This window comes from Sphingomonas aestuarii (genome assembly GCF_054457155.1).
Window position 1 is genome coordinate 1 of record NZ_JBTKVV010000001.1, and the last position, 21,685, is coordinate 21,685.

21 protein-coding genes and 1 tRNA gene are annotated in these 21,685 nt (G+C 66.6%); 13 read left to right on the forward strand and 9 right to left on the reverse strand.

Translation table 11 applies throughout. From position 1 onward, the window contains the following. Positions 1–53 precede the first annotated feature (53 nt). Positions 54–1,703, reverse strand: a complete 1,650-nt coding sequence (locus tag ACX0GZ_RS00005; RefSeq protein ID WP_458811822.1) for a thiamine pyrophosphate-binding protein — start codon at positions 1,701–1,703, stop codon at positions 54–56. A 107-nt stretch (positions 1,704–1,810) separates the two neighbouring features. On the opposite strand from ACX0GZ_RS00005, the gene ACX0GZ_RS00010 reads away from it, so the two are divergent. From ACX0GZ_RS00010 to ACX0GZ_RS00035, 6 genes are all read left to right on the forward strand, one after another. Beyond that, the gene (locus ACX0GZ_RS00010) at positions 1,811–2,518 is read left to right on the forward strand and encodes a CoA transferase subunit A (RefSeq protein WP_458811825.1); all 708 of its coding nucleotides are present in this window, start codon (positions 1,811–1,813) and stop codon (positions 2,516–2,518) included. A gap of 107 nt (positions 2,519–2,625) precedes the next feature. After that, a complete protein-coding gene (locus tag ACX0GZ_RS00015) occupies positions 2,626–3,468 on the forward strand; it encodes a 5'-nucleotidase, lipoprotein e(P4) family (protein WP_458813256.1) in 843 nt (280 codons plus the stop codon). Positions 3,469–3,479: 11 nt separating this feature from the next. Beyond that, entirely contained in the window at positions 3,480–4,088 is a 609-nt protein-coding gene (locus tag ACX0GZ_RS00020) for a hypothetical protein (protein WP_458811828.1), read from the forward strand. Between the two features lie 31 nt (positions 4,089–4,119). Further along, positions 4,120–4,572 carry a hypothetical protein gene (locus ACX0GZ_RS00025; RefSeq protein ID WP_458811831.1) on the forward strand — a complete coding sequence of 151 codons (453 nt, stop codon included), beginning with the start codon at positions 4,120–4,122 and terminating at the stop codon, positions 4,570–4,572. After that, positions 4,572–5,207, forward strand: coding sequence for a CoA transferase subunit B (locus ACX0GZ_RS00030; RefSeq protein ID WP_458811834.1), 636 nt, complete (start codon positions 4,572–4,574; stop codon positions 5,205–5,207). The genes ACX0GZ_RS00025 and ACX0GZ_RS00030 overlap by 1 nt, the downstream gene beginning before the upstream one ends. Before the next feature lie 20 nt (positions 5,208–5,227). Continuing rightward, positions 5,228–6,082 (forward strand): alpha/beta hydrolase, encoded by an 855-nt coding sequence (locus ACX0GZ_RS00035; RefSeq protein ID WP_458811837.1) that lies wholly within the window; start codon positions 5,228–5,230, stop codon positions 6,080–6,082. Between the two features lie 99 nt (positions 6,083–6,181). On the opposite strand, the gene ACX0GZ_RS00040 is transcribed toward ACX0GZ_RS00035, so the two are convergent. The 6 genes from ACX0GZ_RS00040 to ACX0GZ_RS00065 form a co-directional block, all read right to left on the reverse strand. Then, positions 6,182–7,684: a S10 family peptidase gene (locus ACX0GZ_RS00040; RefSeq protein ID WP_458811840.1), complete on the reverse strand. Its 1,503-nt coding sequence runs from the start codon at positions 7,682–7,684 to the stop codon at positions 6,182–6,184. A gap of 71 nt (positions 7,685–7,755) precedes the next feature. After that, a complete protein-coding gene (locus ACX0GZ_RS00045; protein ID WP_458811843.1) occupies positions 7,756–8,472 on the reverse strand; it encodes a PP2C family protein-serine/threonine phosphatase in 717 nt (238 codons plus the stop codon). Then, positions 8,469–9,491 (reverse strand): type VI secretion system-associated FHA domain protein, encoded by a 1,023-nt coding sequence (locus ACX0GZ_RS00050; RefSeq protein WP_458811846.1) that lies wholly within the window; start codon positions 9,489–9,491, stop codon positions 8,469–8,471. Before ACX0GZ_RS00050 ends, ACX0GZ_RS00045 begins: the two co-directional genes overlap by 4 nt. A gap of 11 nt (positions 9,492–9,502) precedes the next feature. Then, positions 9,503–11,155, reverse strand: coding sequence for a protein kinase domain-containing protein (locus tag ACX0GZ_RS00055; RefSeq protein ID WP_458811849.1), 1,653 nt, complete (start codon positions 11,153–11,155; stop codon positions 9,503–9,505). Positions 11,156–11,217: 62 nt separating this feature from the next. Beyond that, positions 11,218–11,964: a LysM peptidoglycan-binding domain-containing protein gene (locus tag ACX0GZ_RS00060; protein WP_458811852.1), complete on the reverse strand. Its 747-nt coding sequence runs from the start codon at positions 11,962–11,964 to the stop codon at positions 11,218–11,220. After that, entirely contained in the window at positions 11,961–13,484 is a 1,524-nt protein-coding gene (locus tag ACX0GZ_RS00065; RefSeq protein ID WP_458811854.1) for a putative bifunctional diguanylate cyclase/phosphodiesterase, read from the reverse strand. The genes ACX0GZ_RS00060 and ACX0GZ_RS00065 overlap by 4 nt, the downstream gene beginning before the upstream one ends. Positions 13,485–13,722: 238 nt before the next feature. Here ACX0GZ_RS00065 and ACX0GZ_RS00070 point away from each other — a divergent pair, with 238 nt between their 5' ends. The 7 genes from ACX0GZ_RS00070 to mnhG all read left to right on the forward strand — a co-directional run bounded on the left by ACX0GZ_RS00070 (position 13,723) and on the right by mnhG (position 19,698). Continuing rightward, positions 13,723–14,058: a hypothetical protein gene (locus ACX0GZ_RS00070; RefSeq protein ID WP_458811857.1), complete on the forward strand. Its 336-nt coding sequence runs from the start codon at positions 13,723–13,725 to the stop codon at positions 14,056–14,058. A gap of 123 nt (positions 14,059–14,181) precedes the next feature. Next, positions 14,182–16,920 carry a hydrogen gas-evolving membrane-bound hydrogenase subunit E gene (mbhE, locus tag ACX0GZ_RS00075; RefSeq protein ID WP_458811860.1) on the forward strand — a complete coding sequence of 913 codons (2,739 nt, stop codon included), beginning with the start codon at positions 14,182–14,184 and terminating at the stop codon, positions 16,918–16,920. Beyond that, positions 16,917–17,294 carry a sodium:proton antiporter gene (locus ACX0GZ_RS00080; RefSeq protein WP_458811863.1) on the forward strand — a complete coding sequence of 126 codons (378 nt, stop codon included), beginning with the start codon at positions 16,917–16,919 and terminating at the stop codon, positions 17,292–17,294. Before mbhE ends, ACX0GZ_RS00080 begins: the two co-directional genes overlap by 4 nt. Beyond that, entirely contained in the window at positions 17,287–18,768 is a 1,482-nt protein-coding gene (locus tag ACX0GZ_RS00085) for a proton-conducting transporter transmembrane domain-containing protein (RefSeq protein ID WP_458811866.1), read from the forward strand. Before ACX0GZ_RS00080 ends, ACX0GZ_RS00085 begins: the two co-directional genes overlap by 8 nt. Continuing rightward, complete coding sequence (locus ACX0GZ_RS00090) at positions 18,765–19,100, forward strand: Na+/H+ antiporter subunit E (protein ID WP_458811869.1); 336 nt, start codon at positions 18,765–18,767, stop codon at positions 19,098–19,100. The genes ACX0GZ_RS00085 and ACX0GZ_RS00090 overlap by 4 nt, the downstream gene beginning before the upstream one ends. Then, on the forward strand, positions 19,097–19,372 hold the full coding sequence (locus ACX0GZ_RS00095) for a monovalent cation/H+ antiporter complex subunit F (RefSeq protein ID WP_458811872.1): 276 nt from the start codon (positions 19,097–19,099) through the stop codon (positions 19,370–19,372). The genes ACX0GZ_RS00090 and ACX0GZ_RS00095 overlap by 4 nt, the downstream gene beginning before the upstream one ends. Beyond that, positions 19,369–19,698: a monovalent cation/H(+) antiporter subunit G gene (gene mnhG / locus ACX0GZ_RS00100; protein WP_458811875.1), complete on the forward strand. Its 330-nt coding sequence runs from the start codon at positions 19,369–19,371 to the stop codon at positions 19,696–19,698. The genes ACX0GZ_RS00095 and mnhG overlap by 4 nt, the downstream gene beginning before the upstream one ends. A 13-nt stretch (positions 19,699–19,711) precedes the next feature. Here mnhG and ACX0GZ_RS00105 read toward each other — a convergent pair whose 3' ends face one another. Next, positions 19,712–21,493 (reverse strand): monovalent cation:proton antiporter-2 (CPA2) family protein, encoded by a 1,782-nt coding sequence (locus tag ACX0GZ_RS00105; RefSeq protein ID WP_458811878.1) that lies wholly within the window; start codon positions 21,491–21,493, stop codon positions 19,712–19,714. Positions 21,494–21,590: 97 nt separating this feature from the next. Beyond that, positions 21,591–21,666 (reverse strand) — tRNA-Lys (locus ACX0GZ_RS00110). Between the last annotated feature and the right edge of the window lie 19 nt (positions 21,667–21,685).

A 21,685-nucleotide genomic window follows, 5' to 3' on the forward strand; every position in this document is an offset into this window, starting at 1 on the left:
TACAAAAGTCGAAGATCGGAGCGCGCGCGAGTGTTACCGCGGCATCCCCTTGATCAGCGCGCGCGGATCGCGCGAATCGTCGTGGCCGGATTGATGACCTCGATGTCGGTCTTCAGGTGGAGCAGCCGCACCCCCGATTGCGCCATCGCACGGTCGAACGCGGGAGCGAACTCCGCAGTCCGCTCGACCGTCGCGGCACTCGCGCCGTAAGCGCGGGCAAGCGCGGCGAAATCCGGATTGCCCAGCCCCGTGCTGCTGACCCGGCCCGGATATTCGCGTTCCTGATGCATGCGGATCGTGCCGTATCCGCTATTATCGACGACGATCACGATCAGGTTCGCGCCGTGCTGGATCGCGGTCGCCAGTTCCTGGCCGTTCATCAGGAAGTCGCCATCGCCTGCGGTGGCGACCACCAGCCGGTCGGGGTTGCGCAGCGCTGCCGCGACCGCTGCGGGCACGCCATAGCCCATCGCGCCGCACGTCGGCGCCAGTTGCGCGCACGGTCCCGAATAGCGCCAGTAGCGGTGCCACCAGGCCGAAAAATTGCCCGCGCCGTTGCAGATCATGGTGTCGGCGGGTGCGACGTCGCGCATGTGCGCCACGCACGGGCCGAGATCGAGCTGGACGCCGTCGCGGGGTTTTGGGTCGGACCAGTCGAGCCATTCGGCATGCGCCGCCGCGCCCGTTTCGAACCTCGGCAGGTCGACAACCGCGTTCAGCGCCGTCGCAAAGCTGCGCATGTCGGCGCAGATGGCGAGATCGGCGGCATAGACGCGGTTCAGTTCTTCCGGGTCGGGATGGACATGGATCATCGTCTGACCCGGATGGTCGGGGTCGATCAGCGTGTAGCCGTCGGTAGTCGCCTCCCCCATCCGCGCGCCGATGACGAGCAGCAGATCGGCTTGTTTGATGCGTTCCGGCAGGCGCGGGCAGGGGCCGTAGCCCAGATTGCCGGCATAGACCGACAGCGTGTTGGGCACCGAATCCTGCTGCCGAAACGCGACCGCGACCGGCATCCCGATCCGCTCGGCGGCTTCGACGAAGGCAGACGAGGCCCCGCCGCACCAGCCCGCGCCGCCGATCACCGCGACCGGGTTCTTCGCCGCGCCGAGCATCTCGACCAGGCGCGCCATCGCCTGCCGATCGGCGGCCTGCGGCAGCTTTTCGATCCGCGCGCGGTCGGTCGCCTTCACGACATCGGTCAGCATATCCTCGGGCAGCGCCAGCACCACCGGCCCCGGTCGCCCGTTCATCGCCGTCGCATAGGCGCGCGCGATGTACTCGGGGAGCCGCGCAGCATCGTCGATCCGCGCCGCCCATTTGGCGATCGGTGCGAACATCGCCTCGAAATCGATTTCCTGAAACGCCTCGCGGTGGCGCGTGCCACGGTCGATATCACCGATGAACAGGATCATCGGCCGCGAATCCTGCATCGCCACATGCACGCCGATCGACGCATTGGTCGCGCCCGGCCCGCGCGTCACGAACGCGACGCCCGGCCGCCCGGTCATCTTGCCGTCGGCGGAGGCCATGAAGGTCACGCCGCCTTCCTGACGACAGGTCACCACATCGATCTGCGGCGTGTCGTGCAGCGCGTCGAGCACGGCGAGAAAGCTCTCGCCCGGCACCTGAAAGATGCGGTCGCAGCCCTGTGCGATCAGGTTGTCGACGAGGATGCGGCCACCGGTGCGTGAGTTGGTCATGACGCCTGGTCTAGCGACCGAAATCGCAATTGGGGAGGGGGCAGCTTCGCTTGACCGTCCTGCGCTCGCCCGACTATCGCCGCAGACAAAGTGCAGGAGAATCGTCGATGAAGAAGCTCTATCCCAACGCGCAAGCCGCGCTCGACGGGCTCCTTCATGACGGGATGACGCTCTGCGCCGGCGGCTTCGGCCTGTGCGGGATCCCCGAGCGGCTGATTGACGCGATCCAGGCAGCAGGCGTCAAGGATCTGACCATCGCCAGCAACAATGCGGGCATCGACAATGAAGGGCTGGGCAAGCTGCTCCGCTCGCGTCAGGTGAAGAAGATGATCTCGTCCTATGTCGGCGAGAACAAGGAGTTCGAGCGGCAATATCTGAGCGGCGAGCTGGAGGTGGAGTTCTGCCCGCAGGGGACGCTCGCCGAACGCTGCCGCGCGGGCGGCGCGGGAATCCCCGGCTTCTACACCAAGACCGGCGTCGGCACGAAGGTCGCCGAGGGCAAGGAAGTGAAGGTCTTCGACGGCGAGGAGTTCATTCTCGAACGTGGCATCCGCGCCGATTTGTCGATCATCAAGGGCTGGAAAGCGGACGAGGCGGGCAATTTGATCTTTCGCAAGACCGCGCGCAATTTCAATCAGCCGATGGCGACCGCGGCGAACATCTGCGTCGCCGAGGTTGAGGAAGTGGTGCCGGTCGGCAGCCTCGATCCCGATACGATCCATTTGCCTGGCATCTATGTGAAACGGATGATCGTGGGCGCGCCCTACGACAAGAAGATCGAGTTTCGTACCGTCCGCCAGCGTGAGAACGCGTGATGGTCCATTCCCGAAATCCGTTTGCTTCGAGCGAAGTCGAGAAGCGTTGGTGCCATGTTTCTCGACTTCGCTCGAAACGAACGGGCCTGATCGGTGTGGCCGCATTGATGCTCGCAGGCTGTGCGACCACCGCCACGCAAGCCCCTGTAACGCAACCGGTTTCGCCGACCCAGCCCGCAGCGCCGCCAAAGGGGATGCAGTGGCTCTACGGCTCGGGCGAATCCGCCGCGACGTCGATCCAGGCGTTCCGCGCGTTTCGCGATTACACCCTCGCCGCGATCAAGGCGCGCCCGCGCGACAGCGTGGTGCTGGCCGACGGGGCAACGCTGGCCGCGCCGCGCTGGGTGCCGTGCGGCAACCGGCCGTTCGCGGTGGTGCTCGACGTCGATGAAACCGTGATCCAGAATCTCGGCTATGAATATGACGAGGCGATCACCGGGCGCAGCTTCGACAGCGCGCGCTGGCAGCGCTGGGAACGGACCGGCGCCGACAAGGTCGCGCCGATCCCCGGCGCGGTGACGGCATTGCGCGCACTGCGCCAGGCGGGCGTCGTCGTGATCTACAACACCAATCGCGAAAGCGTGCATGCCGCACAGACGGCGGACGCGCTCAACCGCAACGGTCTGGGGCCGGTCAAGCATCGCGAGACGCTGTGGCTGGCGGGCGATGTCGGCGAGGGATCGGCCAAGGACGGGCGGCGCGCCGTCATCTCCGAACGCTATTGCGTGGTGGCGATGGCGGGCGACCAGCTCGGCGATTTCTCCGATCTTTTCAACGCCAAGACGCTGGGCGTTCGCGAACGGCGCGAAGCGGCAGGGCGTGGCGACTATGCGCCGATGTGGGGCGCGGGCTGGTTCATGTTCGCCAACCCCGTCTATGGTCCCAGCATTCGCGGCGATTTCGACGAGGTATTCCCGGTCGACAAGCAGTGGCGCGATCCCGGCGAGTAAGGAAGACGAGTATGCGTATCCGATTTCCCCTGATGGCGATGGCCGCGCTGGTCGCGGCCACGCCCGCAATTGCGCAGGTCAGCGACGAGGCGATCGTCGCGGCGGCGCTGCCCGACACCCAGTTTCGCGGTTTCCTGATGCGGACGGTGGCGGGCACCGACACGTTCAAGCGCGCCTTCATCGCGCTCGGCGCCGAACGCGGCTGCGCGCTGTTCACCCCGGCGTTTCAGGCGACCTATGACAAGCACATACCGACCTGGCGCGCGAATATGGTCAGCGCATGGCGTGCGCATATTCCGGCGGAGCTGCTTGAACAGGCTGTCGAAGCCGGGCCGGGAGAGGCAGGCCGCATCGCCGCGCCGCACGCCGAGGCCGTCGGCGGCGCGATGGAGGCATCGAGCAAGCCGGTGCTGACCGAAGCGAGCGCCGAGGTGCTGGCCGCGCTCGCCGAAGAGGCAAAGGCGGTCGATATGGCGTCGGTCGATCAGACGGCGCGGATCGCCGAACTCGAAGCGCTCGACGCGCGCAATTTCTGCGGCGTGATGGGCGGTGCGGTTGCGCCGACACCAACGACCAGCCGCAACGACGAAGACCGGCCCGGCCCGGAACAGGGCCGCTGAGGCGATGATACAGCGACCATCGACGAAAGCGGTGGCGCAGGGTCGCACGCTGTTGACGGTCGGGGGTCTGCTGAGCCTGTTGGCGTCGATGCTTCATCTGGCATGCATCGTCGGTGGCCCGGACTGGTATCGCTTCTTCGGCGCGGGTGAAGGCGTGGCCCAGGCGGCGGAACGCGGTGAGGCGATGCCGGCGTTGATGACGCTTGGGATCGCCGCTGTCTTGGCGGTGTGGGCGGCCTATGCCTTTTCGGGGGCGGGCAGAATCGTCCGGCTGCCGCTGCTGCGGGCCGGACTGGTGGTCGTCAGCGCGATCTATCTTGCGCGCGGACTGATGGGGCTGTTGCCTCCCTCCGCATGGGGGCGCCCCGATCTGTCGGCGACCTTCATCTTCTGGTCGTCGGCAATCGTATTCCTCTATGGCCTTGCCTACGCCATCGGCACGTGGCGGGCATGGCCGATACTTATCACCAGGGAGCATAATTGATGGCGTGGACACGCGACGAGATGGCGGCACGCGCCGCGCGCGAATTGAAGGACGGATTCTACGTCAATCTGGGGATCGGCATTCCCACTCTGGTCGCGAACCATATTCCGCCGGGGGTGGAGGTCACGCTGCAATCGGAAAACGGGATGCTGGGCATCGGGCCGTTTCCCTATGAAGGCGAGGAGGACCCCGACCTCATCAATGCGGGCAAGCAGACGATCAGCGAATTGCCGCAATCGGTCTATTTTTCGTCCGCCGACAGTTTCGCCATGATCCGCGGCGGGCATATCGACCTGACCGTGCTCGGCGCGATGGAAGTCAGCGAAGGCGGCGACATCGCCAACTGGATGATTCCGGGCAAGATGATCAAGGGCATGGGCGGCGCGATGGATCTGGTCGCGGGCGTCAAGAAGATCATCGTCGTGATGGAGCACAACGCCAAATCGGGCGATCCGAAATTCATTCCCGAATGCACCCTGCCGCTGACCGGCAGGAACGTCGTCGACATGATCATTACCGATCTGGCGGTGTTCCAGCGGCCCGACCATGACAGCCCGTTCAGGCTGATCGAGATGGCACCGGGCGTCACCGCCGACGAGATTGCCGCGAAGACCACGGCGAGTTACGTTTCGTGACGGCGCGGCGGTGGGCGGCGGTGGCCCTGATCCCGCTGCTTGCCGCCTGTACGCCACAGGGCGTGCTCAACTCGCTTGACCGGGCGAGCGGCGCACGCGGCACCGAACGCGCGGCAGAGGCCGTGGCGTTCGGCGATCACGGCCAGACACTCGACATCTGGCGCCCGTCAGAACGCGGCAACGGCCTGCGCCCGGTGGTGGTGTTCGTCTACGGCGGCGGCTGGGCGATGGGGCGGCGCGAGGAATATGGCTTTGCGGGCCGCGCCTTCGCGTCGCGCGGCTATGTCACCGTAGTCCCCGATTACCGCAAGCCCTTGTTCGAGGATTTCATGACCGACGGCGCGCAGGCCGTGGCATGGACTCGTGCCAATATCGCGCGCTACGGCGGCGACCCCGACCGGATCGCGCTCGCGGGCCATTCGGCGGGGGCGCATATCGTCACGCTGCTTGCGCTCGATCCGCACTGGCTGACGGGGGCGGGTGCGCCGTCCGACACCGTGAAGGCGGTGGTCGGCCTCGCCGGGCCTTATGATTTCCTGCCCTTCACCTCGCCGCGCGCAGAAGTCGCGATGGGCCATGTCGCCGACAAGACGACGACCCAGCCGATCACCTATGCCCGCGCCGACGCGCCGCCGATGCTGCTCGCGACCGGAAGCGCGGACACCGTGGTTCGCCCGCGCAACTCGGTGGCGCTGGGAAAGGCGCTCGCCGATCTGGGCGCACGCGCGGAGGTGCGCGAATATCCGGGGATTAGCCATGAGGGGATCGTCATGGCGCTGTCGCGGCCGTTCGGCGGCAAGGGGCCGGTGCTGGACGACGCCACCGGGTTCTTGAACGGGATATTCTCGGGGGCGGAGCCGCCGGTTACCGACTAGCCAACCCCGGTGTCGTCATTGCGAGCGCAGCGAAGCAATCCAGGGCATCGTGCGCGGCGCTGATTGCTTCGCTACGCTCGCAATGACGGGTAAATACCATCAGCGCGCGCGAATAAACGCCCGCAAGTCGCTGGACAGCTTACGCAAATCCTCCTCGCGCACATACATCATATGGCCCGATTCATAATAGGCCCAGGTGATCCGCCCGTCGTCCGGAATCCCCGTTCGACTCAATGAATATTCCGCCCCGAACAGCGGCGTCGCCATGTCGTAATAGCCTTGGCCGACGAACACGCGCAGACCGCTATTCTCGCGCATCGCCCGTCCGATGAACGGCGCGACGTTCAGGTAGCCCGATCCGCCGCGCGGCCCGGTGCCGATGTTCCAGTCCCAGTCGCCGACGCCGCCGATCGACACATAGGTCCGCTCGGGCGAGTAGTTCAGCCCTTCGCGCGCCCACTGGTTCATCGCCGCCGTATAGGCGCCGTCGATGCCATAGAAGCTGGGATCGTTGTCGGGGCGCTCGCCCGCCGCATCGTAATCGCGGCCCGTATAGCGGGTGTCTAGCCGCCCCACCGTCAGCCCGCGGTCGCGCAGCAATTCCTTGTAGAAACGGCTGGGCGACAGCCGCAGTTCGGCGTCCGACAGGAAGCGTTCGGAAATGCCGGTAAAACGCGAGAGTTGCGGCAATATCCGCTGGCGCTCGGCGTCGCTCAGCCCATTGCCCTTGAGCAAGGCGGCGGCATAGGGGCCGATTGCGAAGGCGCGTGCTTCGGCAACGAAGTCAGAGACTTGCGCGGGCTTGTTCGCCACCTTGTCATGATACCATGCGGTTGCCGCCATCGTCGGCAGGTTGGTGACATAGCCCAGTTCGTTGCCCGGCACGTCGGCCGCCTGGCTCATGTCGAGGATGGTGGAGATCAGGATGATCCCGTTGACCGATACGTCGGTATAGCTGCCCTCCAGCTCGCGGATGACGGCGGCGGCGCGCACTGTGCCATAGCTTTCGCCGCCGATATATTTGGGCGCGTTCCACCGGCCATGTTCGGACAGCCACAGCCGGATGAACTCGGCCATCGATTTGGCGTCCTGGGTGATGCCCCAATAATCCTTGGGATCGGTCTTGCCCAGCGCGCGGCTGAATCCCGTGCCGACCGGATCGATGAACACCAAATCGGTCACGTCGAGCAGCGATTCGGGATTGTCGACGATGGGGAAGGGCGGGGCGCCGTCGTCGCGCGCATCCGACGGCACTACTACCCGCTTCGGCCCGAACGCGCCCATGTGCAGCCACAGCGATCCCGATCCCGGCCCACCGTTCCAGATGAACGAGACCGGGCGGTTCGGATCGACCGGCCCTTCCTTGATATAGCTGTACGAGGTGATCGCGGCGAGCGGCTTGCCGTCCTTGTCGCGGAGATAGGTTTCCCCCGCGACCGCGCGGTACGCGATGCGCTGGCCGCCGAAGGTGCCGCTGTGGCGCGTGGTGGAGACGACCGGCGGCGCGATATCGACCTCGGCCTGCTCGGCTCGCTTGTCCTGCGCGAACGCGGGCGGTGCCAGTAACAACGCGCATGCCGAAATCAGAGCCGACCGCTTCATCATCTTCCCCCTTTGTGGCCCGACCGTCCCTAAGGCTCCGGTCGCGGCACGCAAGGGGCGGCGGGCGGCGCCTACCCGATTTCGATCAGGATCAGCGAGATGTTGTCGTGACCGTCGCGTTGCAGCGCGTTGGTCAGCATCCGGTCGGCAAGCGGGTCGAGCGCGCACTCACCCGAAACGTCGCGGTCGCTGAGCGAGCGCGACAGGCCGTCCGAACAGAGCAAGAGGCGGTCGCCCGACATCAGCTCGATAGCGCTGGTGTCGATCCGAACCTCGGTCGATGTGCCCAGCGCATGGGTGATGACATTGGCATGCGGATGATGCAGCGCCTGTTCAGGCGTGATGACGCCCGCGTCGATCAACTGCTGGACGACGCTGTGGTCGTGCGTCAGCAACCGCAATGCGCCGTCGCGGATCAGATAGGCTCGGCTGTCGCCCGCCCAGGAAATCATCGCGGTGGTGCCCGCGATCTGTAGCGCGACCACCGTGGTTCCGCCCTGTCCGCCGGTCTGCTCGCGGATCGCGTCGTTCGCTTCGACCAGTGCGGCCTCCAGCGAAGCGGCGTCGGGCAATGGTCCGCTCGCTGCGAGATAGGCGACCAGAGCCTCGGCTGCGACGTCCCCGGCGCTGTGCCCGCCCATGCCGTCGGCCACCACCCACAGCGCGCGGTCGGGGGCGTCGAGCAGCCGGTCCTCGTTGACGCGGCGCACGCGACCGACATGGGTCCGGCTGGTCGATCGGATGACGGGGGGCGGCATCGGCGTCGGCCGGCGGAACAGCGCGTTCACTCTGCCTCGCCGCGGTTGAGCGCCGCTTCGGTGCGGTCATAAGCGGTGACGAAGGCGTGGTCGAGCGACCCCGCATCGCCCGCCTCGATCTGGGCCGACAGGTCGGCATGACGACGCGCGACCTCTTCGACCTGAAGCCCCGCGCGGCTTTTCAGCAGGCTTGCCTTGTCGGCGATCGCGGCGTCGATCCGCGCGGGATCGAAGCTGTCGACCGCATGCCGCAGGCTGCCCTGCAATCCCGCAAAGGTCGCGACCAGATGACGTTTGACGTCGCGGAACGATGCCTTGAGCGCGGCCGGGCCCGACAGAAAGCTCGATGATCCGGCAAGCAGCAGATCGATCGCCAGTCGCTGCGACGGCGCCCATTTGAAGGGGTTGTTGCCTTCGCCGCCGATCGTCGTGCGGGTCAGCTGATAGCGCGCACGGGCACGATTGCGTTCAGTCATCAGGTCGCCGATGCCCAGCACCATCTGGCGATAGAGCGCACCGGCGCGCCGCATCACTTCCTCCGGCTCCTCGCTCGACAGCAGCGACGAATCGAGCCCCGCGCCTTCGCAGAACGCCTCAAGCAGCGAACCGTCGCCGACCGGCGCGACCGGCGCGACCGGCGCGGCTTCGGCCCAGTCGCTCGGCACCTCGATCGACGCGCCCAGCGGCGGGGTCAGGACCATCGTGCGACCTTCGTCGATGCCCGCGACATTATGCGGCGCATGGGTCGCGACGATTCGGAACCGTCCCATTCTCAGTGCCCCCGGCAGCGATACCGGGGCGGGCTGACCATCGGGAAACCGGGTGCCCGCAATGTCGTCGAACACGCCGTTGCTGCCCAGCGATTTCAGGTAGAGGCCGTCGGCAGCGACCTGAAATTCGCAATGTGCCCGCGACAGCGCGCATTCGGGATCGGCGATCGGCCATCCGGCGGCGGGATCGCGCCCGATGCTCAACGTGCCGTCCTGAAGCAGCCGCGCGTCGATCGGCTGGACCGCATCGTCGGCGTCGAACAGCTGGAGCATGTACATGGCGCTTACCCTCAGGCCGCGATGCGGGTGGCGAGAACGGCGGCGTCGGCGTCTGCGGCGCGCGTCTGTACCCGCGATTCGGCTTCGGCGGCGGCGCGATTGAACGCGTCGAACACCTCGCCGAATTCGTCGCGGCGACGATGCGACAGGCGCATCGCAAAGTCGTTCTTGGCGGCGTCGTCCAGCGCGACGCGCAACCGGCGAAGCGGGCGGGCGACCATCGCACCGCTCAGATAACCGACCAGCAGCACCGCGAACATGACGATCGCCGAAAGCGCGGCAAGCAGGGCTTTCGACCGGGCGATGGCCTGGTCCAGCGCCGTCCGCTTGAGCACCAGATCGACCGTGCCGAAGCGTGCGCCCGCATACAGGATCGGTCGAACGAAGCGCAGCCCGGTGCCCGCTCCCTGATCCGGCGCGCTGGTGACCGCACGGTCGCCAGCGCCGTCGATGGTCGGCTCGCCGCTGCTTACGCGATAGCGTCGACCGATCTGGTCGGGGCGGCTCGATGCACGGATGACGCCATCGGCATCGGCGACGACGATGTCGCGCACGCCTTCGTCCTGCGCCGCGGTGGCGACGAACGCCTGAAGCGATGCCCAGTCCTGATCGGCTGCGGCCAGCCCCGCATTATCGGCGGCAACCACGGCGGCGTTGCCGGTCACGAACGCGGCGATGCTGTTGCCCGAGATTGCCGCCATCTGTTCCAGTGCGCGCTGTTCGCGGCCCAGGATCGAATAGACGCTGGCGGCCAGTGCGAGTGCGGTCACGACGAACAGCGTCAGCGGCAGCTTGATTCGCAGCGGCAGGCCGCGGCGCGTGGGTGAAGCCTCGCGCTCGGCGCTCAGTTCGCGGTCGAGTGCGGCGACCAGCGCGGCGCCATCCGCAAAGCGCTGCTCGGGCTTCTTGGCGAGCAGCTTATCGATGATGAAGCGCAGGCCCGGCGGGCAATCGGCGGCGCTCGCCCCGATCGGGGCCACCTTGTCCTGCGCGATCTGGATGGCGAGCGCGGCGAGACCGGTTCCCGGAAACGCGACCTTGCCGGTCACCATTTCATAGAGGACGACGCCCAGCGAGAACAGGTCGGATCGCGCATCGACCGGCAACCCCATCGCTTGTTCCGGACTCATGTAACGCGGCGTGCCGACCAGCTGCCCGACCTGGGTCCTGGCAAGGGCCGCGCCTTCGGTATCGCCGACCCGCGCCACCCCGAAATCGAGCAGTTTGGCGGTCGATCCGTCGGGAGAGATCAGGATGTTCGACGGCTTCACGTCGCGGTGAACCACGCCCGAGCGGTGGGCATAGGCGAGCGCATCGGCAAGCTGGCGGCCGATCCGCAGCACGCGTTCGTACGGCATCCGTCCGGCAGCGTGCAGCACTTCGTCGAGCGGCTTTCCGTCGACCAGCTCCATCGCGATATAGGCGACGCCATCGACTTCGCCGACATCGAAGATGGTTGCGATATTCGCGTGGCTGAGCGCACCCGCCGCGCGCGCCTCGCGCAGGAAGCGCGCGCCGATTTCCGGGTCGCGCGCATATTGGGGCTTGAGCAGCTTGATCGCGACGGTCCGTCCGATATCGGGATCGTGGGCGCGAAAGACGTCGGCCATCGCGCCTTCGCCCAGCCGACCGTCAATCCGATATCGTCCCAACATCGTCGTCATTCGGCAAGCCCCACATCCTTAACCCGGTCGTCGCCTTGTACGATCAATGCCTTATCAATGGATTACCGCCGCGACTGCACGGTTGCCGCGATCCGTTCGGCACGCGCCAGATCGCGCGCGATGGCCGCATTGCCGGGGTCGAGCGCGGCGGCGCGGCGCAGCATCGTGACGGCATTCGCGACATTGCCCTGATTGAGCGCGGCTAGGCCTGCCGACCGCGCGCGCTGGGCCGCAGCGGGATTGGCGGCCGGCGCAGCGCGCGGTGCAGGCGCAGCGGGTGCCGCAGCAGGCGGCTTGGCGCGCGGCGTGGCGGGGGTCGGCGCTGTCGCTCGCGGTGCCGCCGGGCGCGGCGCGGGCGCCACGCGTGGTGGCTGGCCCGGAATGCGCAGCACCCGGCCGGGTGCCAGCGACGCGGGCGTGTCGATGTCGTTATAGCGCGCCAGCTGATACGCTTTCAGCCGATTGCCCAGGAACCGCTGGGCCAGGTCGGGCATGGTTTCGCCCGCGCGCACGGTGTGCGGATAGCTGGTCGGGCCGAGATCGACCTTGGCGTCGCCGGTCAGTCCCTGAAGCAGCACCAGCAGCGACGGGTTCATCGGATCGGTTTTCAGCGCCTTGTCCAGCCGCTTGCGGGCGTCTTTCGCCTCACCCTGCTGGAGCAGCTCGGCAATCGCCTCGATCTCTCCCATCGCCGTCGGTGCCGCGGGCGGCGCGCCGGTCGCGACCTTCGGTCCGCCCGAACAGGCGGCCAGACCCATCGCGGCGGCGACCAGAGCCAGGGTGAAAATCTTACGCAAACCAGCGGTCATGCAATCAACCTTTCGGGGGAAGACGGAATTTCGGTCGGGGCGAGCAACCGGGACAGCGTGTCCCGATCGCGCACGAAATCGAGGAAGGCGTCGCTGTCGAGCGGGCGCGCGAAATAGAAGCCCTGAAAGAACTGGCAGCCATGCGCGCGCAACCACGCATATTCGCGCGCGGTCTCGACGCCTTCGGCCAGAACGCGGATGCCCAGCCCGCGCCCCAGCGCCAGGATCGCGGCGCAGATCGCCTGATTGTCGCGCCTTGTGTCGATATCGGTGACGAACGCGCGGTCGATCTTGATCTTGTCGAACGGCAATGCGCGCAGCGCGCTGAAACTGGAATATCCGGTGCCGAAATCGTCGATCGCGATCGACGCGCCGCGTTCGCGCAACGCTTCGCACAGCCGCACCGCCCGGTCGCCATCGGCCAGCGCGACGCTTTCGGTCAGTTCGACCTCCAGCAGCGGCGGGGGCAGGGCGTGCCGCGCCAGCGTGCGGTCGATCAACGTCATCAGGTTGTCGGCTTCGAGCTGATGGCCCGACACGTTCACCGCGACGCGTAGCGGATTGGTTTCGCTCCTTGCCCAGTGGCGCGCTTCGCGCAGCGCGTGGTTGAGCGCCCACAGCCCGATTTCCTGCGACAGTCCCGCCGATTCCATGATCGGGATGAATCGTCCCGGCGGCACGAGGCCGCGGGTCGGATGGTGCCAGCGAAGCAACGCTTCGGCACCGCATACGCGGCCCGCGGTAGCGTCGATCAAGGGCTGGAACTGCATCCGCAATTCGCTGCGCGCGACGGCCTGGCGCAAATCCTGTTCGACGGCGAAACGCTCGCGGGCATGCGCGCCCAGATCGAGCGTGGCGACGTTTTCGGCGGTGTCGGCGACTAGCGGGACCGAAAAGGAAGACAGCGTCTGCGACAGGATTGCCTGGGGTGACGCGTTCGCCGCATCGAAACGTGCATGGCGGGCAACGATTTCGGGGAGAATCTCCCGCTCGCCATCGACCAGCCGGTTGCCGAGCGCATAGACCAGCGCCTCGGCCTCGGTCATCGCGGCCCCCGGTTCGACGTCCGGGCCGATCCAGATCGCCAGATGCGATCGATCGACATGCGCGAGGAACCGGCTGGCGGGCAGCATCGCGCGCAGCCGATCGACGATTGCCGTCAGCACCCGGTCGGCCAGCGGCGGATCGAACGCGCACAGCCGGTCGTAATCCCGGCAGGCGAGCAGCAGCAGCATGCCGTGGCCGTCGCCGGTCATCCGCACGAACAACGGCTCGCGCGTCGGCAATCCGGTGGCCGAATGAACCTGACCCGTGCGGTGTGCGTCGTTGTCGATCCGGGCCAGCAGGGCGTCGATCGCTTCTGCGGCACGGTCATGTTGCGACCCCGTGAACCGCCGACCGAGCAAGGCCTGCGCGCGGGCGATCGGGCCGCTCAATGCGTTGCTGCGGCGACGCGTGGCCCACACCGCCACGGCAACGAGCAGCGCGGCGACGACCGTGGCGATGGCAGGAATCAGCATGCGCCACCCGTGGCCACCGCGCGTCGCGGGGGCGTCGGGACTGGAAAAAGGGGCAATACCCGGCACATCATCGGCATGGCTGTAATAGTCAAAGATTGACAAACGCTTAGACCGAAACGGCTGGGTGTTCGTCGCGCGCCCGGTAGCACGCTCGGGGAATTTGCCGGCGACCCCACGCCGCGGGTGGCAATTATGGCGCGACAGGTTAGTAGGAAGCGTGGTGACGACTTCCTCTCCCTTGATCCGGACGGTTCGGCGCGCGCTGGCGGTGCTGGCGCTGCTGATCGTCGCGGTTCATGCGTTGACGCCCGCCACCACGCCGATCGAACGCGTCGCCGGTTCGCCATTCAGCGTCGCGACCTATGATGTTGCGATCGGTGGTACGGCCCAGGCCGAGATCGGCGACGACGCCCAGGTCGGCGACGGGCCGGATCCAGGGTCCGACAACGCCATCGCCGGGTCGCTCGACCCAAGCCCGATTGCGGGCACCAAATTCGCCTATCGAAGCTATCGGCAGTCGCATCGCGATCCGCCTGCGATACCGATCTGGTCGCGAGGCCCCCCGTCCGTCTAGAAATTCCCGCCGCGCCGCATCGCGCGTCAGCTTTTTCGTTCGGACATTTCAATGCTTCATTTCGTCCTTGATCGCAGCGTGTCGCCCCAGCAGGTTCGCCGTTCAGATGGCTGAGCCGCGCGCATGCTGATCCTGTTGTTCGTTTCGCTGGTCGGCGCGCTGCTGGTGCCGCTGGCCGCGCGCGTCATCGGGCGCGGGGCGGGGTTCGTCGTCGCGCTGTTGCCGTTCGGACTGCTCGCGGCCTTCGTCGCGATGGCGCCGCTGGTCGAACGCGGATGGGTGCGCGGCGAAGGGTGGATGTGGGCACCGGCGCTGGGGCTGGATTTTACCCTGCGGCTCGATGGTTTTTCGTTTCTCTTCTGCCTGTTGATCACCGGTATCGGCGGGTTGGTCACCATCTATACCGGCGGTTATCTGACCAACAAGTCGCGCAGCGAACGCGCGCGTTTCTTCAGCCTGATCCTGCTGTTCATGACCGCGATGCTCGGCACGGTGCTGGCCGACAATCTGTTGCTGCTGATCCTGTTCTGGGAAGCGACGAGCATCCTGTCCTACCTGCTGATCGGGTTCGATCACAAAAGCGCGCGGTCGCGGCGGGCGGCGAACATGGCGCTTCAGATCACCGCAGCGGGTGGGCTGGCGCTGGTCGTCGCGGCACTGATGATCGGGCATGTCGTCGGCAGCTATTCGTTGGCGGAGGCGGTATCGCGCGCGGGCGAGGTCGCGTCGCATCCGCTGGGGCCGGTGATCCTGATCGCGATCATGGTCGCCGCCTTCACCAAATCGGCGCAGTTTCCGTTTCATTTCTGGCTGCCCAACGCGATGCAGGCGCCGACGCCCGCGTCTGCATTTCTGCATTCGGCGACGATGGTCAAACTGGGCATCTATCTGCTCGCGCGGTTCGAGCCGGTGTTCGCCGCGACCGAATGGGGGCGTCCCGCGCTGGTCGGATTCGCCTGCGTCACCATGATCGTCGCGGCGGTTCAGGCATTGCGGGCGGAAAGTTTCAAAGCGGCGCTCGCCTATTCGACGATCGCGTCGCTGGGCATTCTGGTGCTGCTGATCGGGCTCGACGGCCCGCGCGCCAGCGTGGCGATGATCGGATTTCTGTTTGCGCATGCGCTTTACAAGGCGGCGCTGTTCTTCTGCGCCGGATCGGTGCTGCATGCGACCGGAAAGGGACGGTTGCGCGCGTTGGGCGGTCTTTGGAGGCCATTGCCGCTGACGGCGGCCGCGTGCATCGGCGCCAGCCTGTCGATGGCAGGTATTCCGCCGTTTCTGGGATTCATCTCAAAGGAATTCCTGTTCGAAGCGCAACTGGCGAGCAGCTGGGAACTGGTGCCGCTGACGATCGCGGTGCTGGTCAACGCGGTGATGGTCGGGGTCGCCGGCGTCATCACCCTGCGTCCGTTCTTCCTGAAGCCGAAGGAGCCGGTCGCGGTGCAGCATGGCGAAACCTTTTCGCTGGTCGCGCCGCCGCTGTTGCTCGCGCTGCTGGGTCTGACGATCAGCCTCGATCCCGAATGGATCACGCGCGTCGCGATTCGCCCGGCGGTCGCCGCGGTTTACGGATCGGCGGTGGAGGTCGATCTGTCAGTCTGGCACGGATTGACGCCGATGCTGGCGTTGAGCGCGGTCGTCGTGACGATCGGCGTCATCATCATCCGCTATTGGCGGCGCATCCATGAATTGCTGCGATCGCGTGTGCGGATGGATCAATATGCGATCGAGAATGTGTGGGAAAGCTCGGTCCACTGGCTGATGCGGACCGGCACGGGGCTGACCCGGCGGATCGAACATGGCGACCTGCGCGGCTATGTCGCGGTGGCGCTGGTCACTTTCGTCCTGCTGGCGGCCTGGTCGATGCTTGCATCGGGCGCCGCGCCGCGCCTCCCCGTCGATCGCGCTGCGCTGCGCCTGCCCGAATTGCTGATGGGGCTGACCGCGGTCGCGGGTGCGGTGGTCGCCGCGCGGTCGCGTAACGCGCTGACGGCGCTGGTCGGCGTCGGGCTGACCGGCTTTTCGATCGCCATCACCTTCATGCTGAACGGCGCGCCCGATCTGGCGCTGACCCAGTTCACGGTCGAAGCGCTGCTGGTGGTGCTGTTGACCGCATTGCTGCTGGCATTGCCGATGACGCGCGGCGATACGCGGTCGCGCGGCGAGCATTGGCGCGACGCCGCGATCGCGCTCGGTTTCGGCGTGGTGATGTGCGTCGCGCTGATCGACATGGCGGCAGGACGCGTGGCGTCCGATGCGTCCGAATGGTTCGGACGGATGAGCTATGTCGCCGGGTTCGGTGCCAATGTCGTCAACGTCATCCTCGTCGATTTCCGGGCGTTCGATACGCTGGGCGAAACCGCGGTGATCGCGGTCGCGGCGATTCTGGGCAGCAGCCTGCTGGCGAGGCGCTCCGGGGCGAAGCGCGATGGGGCAGAGGCGCGGCATGTGCATTTCAGCTTTGCCGCGGCCAGCGGTACGCTGTTCTGGCTGTTGCTGATTGCGTCGATCATCATTCTGTTCCGCGGCCACAACCAGCCGGGCGGCGGCTTTGTCGGCGGGCTGGCGGCAGCACTTGCCTTTGCCGTGCTGTCGCTCGCGCGCGGTGCGGCGTCGGCGGAACGCACGCTTCGACTGCAACCGCTGGCGCTGGTCGGCATCGGCCTGCTCTGTGCGGTCGCCAGCGGATTGCCGGGATTGATGTCGGGCGCCGCGCCGTTCCTGACCCATTTGTGGTGGGAACCGGGCCGCGGCCTGCCCAAGCTGGGCACGACGATGCTGTTCGATATCGGCGTCTATCTGGTGGTGTTGGGGGCGGTGCTGTCCTTCCTGTTCGGGTTGCAAAAGGAAGGCGCGCGATGACCATCTTCTATGCATTCTGCGCCGCCGCGATCATCGCCTGTGCGCTCCACATGGCGCTGTCGCGCAACCTGTTGCGAATGCTGTTGGGCCTGTCGCTGCTGTCGACCGGGGTCAATCTGGCGCTGTTCATCGGCGGCGGCCTTGCGAGCAATCAACCGCCGATCATCGCCGACGGCGCGCGAGCGCTGGGTGTCTCCGCCGACCCGCTGGTCCAGGCGTTGATTCTGACGGCGATCGTCATCGGCTTTGCGCTGACCATCGTGCTTGCCGCCATCGTGTTGCGCGCCTGGCGTGCGACGCGGTCGCTTGATGCTCGCGACATCGACGTCCCCGATCAGCAGGCCTGGCCCCAAGAGGAACGCTCGGTTGAGTGACGCGCTGATCCTGGTCGCGCCCGTCGCGTTGCCGCTGGTCGCCATCGCGATCGCGCTGTTGCTGCGCGGTCGGCCGCGTACGAGCGAAGGCTTCTCGCTGGCGGTGCTGGTCGTCACGTTGATTGCCGCGCTTTCGCTGCTTGTCCGTGCCAGCGATGGCGGGACGCTGGCGATCACGGTGTTCGGCGGTTGGCCGTCCGGTTTCGGCGTGTCCTTCACCGCGCGACTGCCGGGCGTCGCACTGGTCGTGGTCACCATGCTGATCGCGGTCGCGGTCGCGATTTACGGCCATGCGTCGGTCGGTGCGCGGCGCAGGCGAAGCGGGCACGATGCGCTGACGCTGGCGATGGTTGCGGCAGTCAATGGCGCGTTTTTGACCAACGATCTGTTCAATCTCTATGTCTGGTTCGAACTCGCCTTGCTTGCCGCGCTCGGCCTGATCACGCTTGACCGCCGCGAGCAGCAGGTCGGGGCGGCGGTGCGCTACGCGACGCTGGGTATTGTCGGCGCGACGGCGATGCTGGCCGGGGTCGGCCTGATCTATGGCAGCACCGGAACGCTCGATCTGGGCACCCTGGCGGCGCGACTCGCCGGCACGCCGCCCACGGTGGCGACGGCGACTGCCGCTGCGCTGCTGATGGGCGGCTTTGCACTCAAATCGGGGGTGGTGCCGCTGCACGTCTGGCTACCTGCGGCGTATGCGCCTGCACCGATTTCAGTATCGGCCACGTTCGCAGGATTGCTGACCAAGATGGGGTTCTACGCGCTGCTGCTGATCGCGGGGGGCGTGTTCGCGATGGGGTCGGGCGGGGTCGGCGCGGCGCACATCACGCCGATACTGGCGCCGATCGCGGCGGCGACGATGCTGCTCTGCTCGCTGGGCGCGCTGGCACAGAATGATATCCGGCGGCTGCTGGGTTACCACGTCATGGCCCAGGTCGGGTATATGCTCGCCGCCCTGGCGCTCGGCACCCGATCGGGCGTCGAGGCTGCGGTTTTTTACATGGTCCATTCGATGATCGTTCAGACCAACCTGTTCCTGGGCGCGGGCGCAATTCACCGGGCGACGGGATCGTGGGATTTGCGCACGATGGGCGGCATGCTGAAACGCAATCCGGTGTTCTGCGCGCTGTTTGCGGTGCCGATGCTGTCGCTGGCCGGGATCCCGCCCTTTTCGGGATTTTGGGGGAAGGTGCTGGTGTTTCGCGCGGCGATCGATGCCGGTAACCTGTGGCTGCTGGCGACCGGTGTGATCGCGGCGCTGCTGACGATCTTTTCGGTCGCGATCCTGTGGTCGGCAAGCTGTTGGAAGGATTTGAAGGGGCGTAGCGCGCGCGCCGTGCCGGTGCCGATGCTCGCGGGCATGGCCCTGCTTTCGACCGTTACCCTTGCCATCGGGCTCGTGCCCGGTCCGGTTCATGGCATCGCGCAGCTGTCTGCGGCGGCGCTTGCCCGGATGGGGATGTTCGGATGAGGCTGTTCGCCAAGATCTTCGCCGCCCTGATGCTCGCGATCAGTTTCCTCTGGGATTTGTTCGCATCGACCTGGACGGTCGCGCGGATCGTGCTGGCGCCCGGCATCCGTACCGAACCCGCCATCCTGGTGATGCCGGTCCGCGTAACCCGGCCCTGGGCAGTCGCGATGCTCGCCTATTTCACGTCGTTGACGCCGGGATCGACCTGCATCCATGTGTCGGCGGACCGGACACGGCTTTATCTCCATTTGCTCGACGCGCGCGATCCCGAAGCGTCGATCGACAAGTTTCGCCGCCTTTATGAACGCCGGATCGCGGAGCTGGAGCGATGACCGACCTGTCTATGCTGGCGACGATCCTTTCCGTCGTGCTTTGTGCGGCGCTGGCGCTGTCGGGCTGGCGAATGGTTCGCGGACCGAGTTTCGCGGACCGGTTCATCGCGTTCGACATGCTGACCGCGCTTGCCATCGCGTTCGGCGCGCTTACCGCGGTGGCGACCGGGCGCGGGGTGTTCCTCGACATCGGGCTGGCGCTCGCGCTCGTGAATTTCACCGCGACCGCCGCGTTCGCGCTGTTCCTCGAACGAAAGGCGCGCGACCGATGACCTGGCTGGGTGCGGTGTTGCTGGGTGGCGGCGTGTTGTTGATGCTGATCGCCGCGATCGGACTGGTGCGTCTTCGCGACCCGTTGCAACGCATGCACAGCGCGACCAAGGCGGGAACGCTCGGCACCATTTGGGTGGTGCTCGGCGCGCTGATCGTCGTCGACGACGTGCCGGTATCGACGGCGATCCTGACGATCCTCTTCCTGCTGTTCACGCTGCCGATCGGCGCTCAGCTGCTGGGCAGGGCGACCTATTTGTCCGGGGCGAAGCTCAAGGGGATCGACGACGATCCCATCGACGAGCTGCGCCGACGTTCGCCGGACTGAACGCGGACCGCGATCAGGATTTCGCTGGCGGAAAGAAGGGTTCGGGTTCGGGCGTCGTCATGTTGCCGCGAAGCAGCTTGCGTCCGGCCGCCAGTCCGCCGACCAGTTCCAGTTCGACCCGCTGCTCGTCGCGCTCGCGCACATCGTCGATCGCTTCGCGCGCTTCGCGTTCGTCGAACCCCAGTCCGGTCAGCACCGCATGGCCGAAGGCGAGCGCGGATTCGAACGTCTCGCGGATCTGGTAATCGACCCCCGCCTTGATCAGTCGCAGCGAATGCCCGCGGTCGAATGCGCGGACATAGAGTTTGACCAGCGGAAATTCGGACCGGCACAATTCGACGATCCGGTCGGCGACCTCGGGATCGTCGACGCAGACAAGGATCGCTTCGGCCCGTGCCGCGCCCGATGCGTGGAGCACGTCCAGCCGGGTGCCGTCGCCATAATGGACCTTGAATCCGAAATTGCCCGCGGCGCGGATCATGTCGACATCGGTTTCGATCAGAGCCAGCTCGACCCGGCGGGCGAGCAGCGCCTGGCTCGCGACCTGGGCAAAGCGTCCGAAGCCGACGAACAGCACGCGGCCGTGAAGATCCTCCGCGCGGTCGATCCCGTCGAGCGATACCGGCGCTTCGCTGCGCATCCGCGTCTGAACGATCAGGATCAGCGGAGTCAGCGCCATCGACAGGATGACGATCGCGGTCATGATCGCCGACACGCGCGGATCGAACAGGCCCACGCCCAACGCCGCGGCATAGAGGACGAATGCGAACTCGCCGCCTTGCGCGAACAAGGCGGCCCGGTGGATCGCGGCGCGGTGATCGGACCCGGCTACCCTCGCGATCGCATAGATGCCGATTGCCTTGACCACCATGAATGCCAGCACGCCGCCCAGCACCAACCGCCATTCCGCAGTCACCACCGACAGGTTCAGCGACATGCCGACGCTCAGGAAGAACAGGCCCAGCAGGATGCCGCGAAACGGCTCGATATCGGCTTCCAGCTGGTGACGGTAATTGGATTCGGACAGCAATACCCCGGCCAGGAACGCGCCCATCGCCATCGACAGACCCGCCGATTGCATGAACAGCGCCGAGCCCAGCACGACCAGCAGCGCGGCGGCCGTCAACACCTCGCGCGCGCCCGCCCGCGCGATGATCCCGAACAGCGGGTCGAGCAGCCAGCGCCCCGCCGCGATCAGCGCCGCCAGGGCGCCGATCGCAATGCCTACGCTTTGCCACAGCGGCAGGGCGTCCGCCGATCCGCGTCCGTTGAACGCGGCCCATAATGCGACCAGCGCGAGTAGCGGCACGATCGCCAGATCTTCGAGCAACAGGATGGCGACCGCCTTCTGCCCCTCGGGGCTGGCGGTGTCGCCGTCCTCCTCCAGCGTCTGCATGATGACCGCGGTGGACGACAGCACGAAGCCCATCGCTCCGACCGCCGCGACGACCGGCGCGAACCCCGCGACGATGCCGACGCCGGTCAGCAGCAGACCGCAGGTCAGCACCTGCGCCGCGCCCAGCCCGAAAATCTGGCCCCGCAATTTCCACAGCTTCGAAGGTCGCATTTCCAGCCCGATCAGGAACAGAAACATGACCACGCCCAGTTCGGCGATGTGCAGCAAGGCTTCGGTGTCGGAGAACAGCCCCAGCCCGAACGGCCCGATCACCAGCCCGGCGGCAAGATAGCCCAGCACCGACCCCAGACCCAGACGCCGGAATATCGGCACCGCCGCCACCCCCGCGCCAAGCAGAATCACCGCATGCCCCAGCCCGAACCCCGCCGCGTCGGCCATCGCCCACCCTTTTCGTAATTGCGCTCGCAAACTGTAACCGGAGCGCGCACGAACGCTAACGTCTTTTACGAGGCGAGAGGTTTAACGTGAGAAGACGTGGTGGACGCACTTGGGCTCGAACCAAGGACCCGCTGATTAAGAGTCAGCTGCTCTACCAACTGAGCTATGCGTCCATCCGGTGAAATCGGCGGC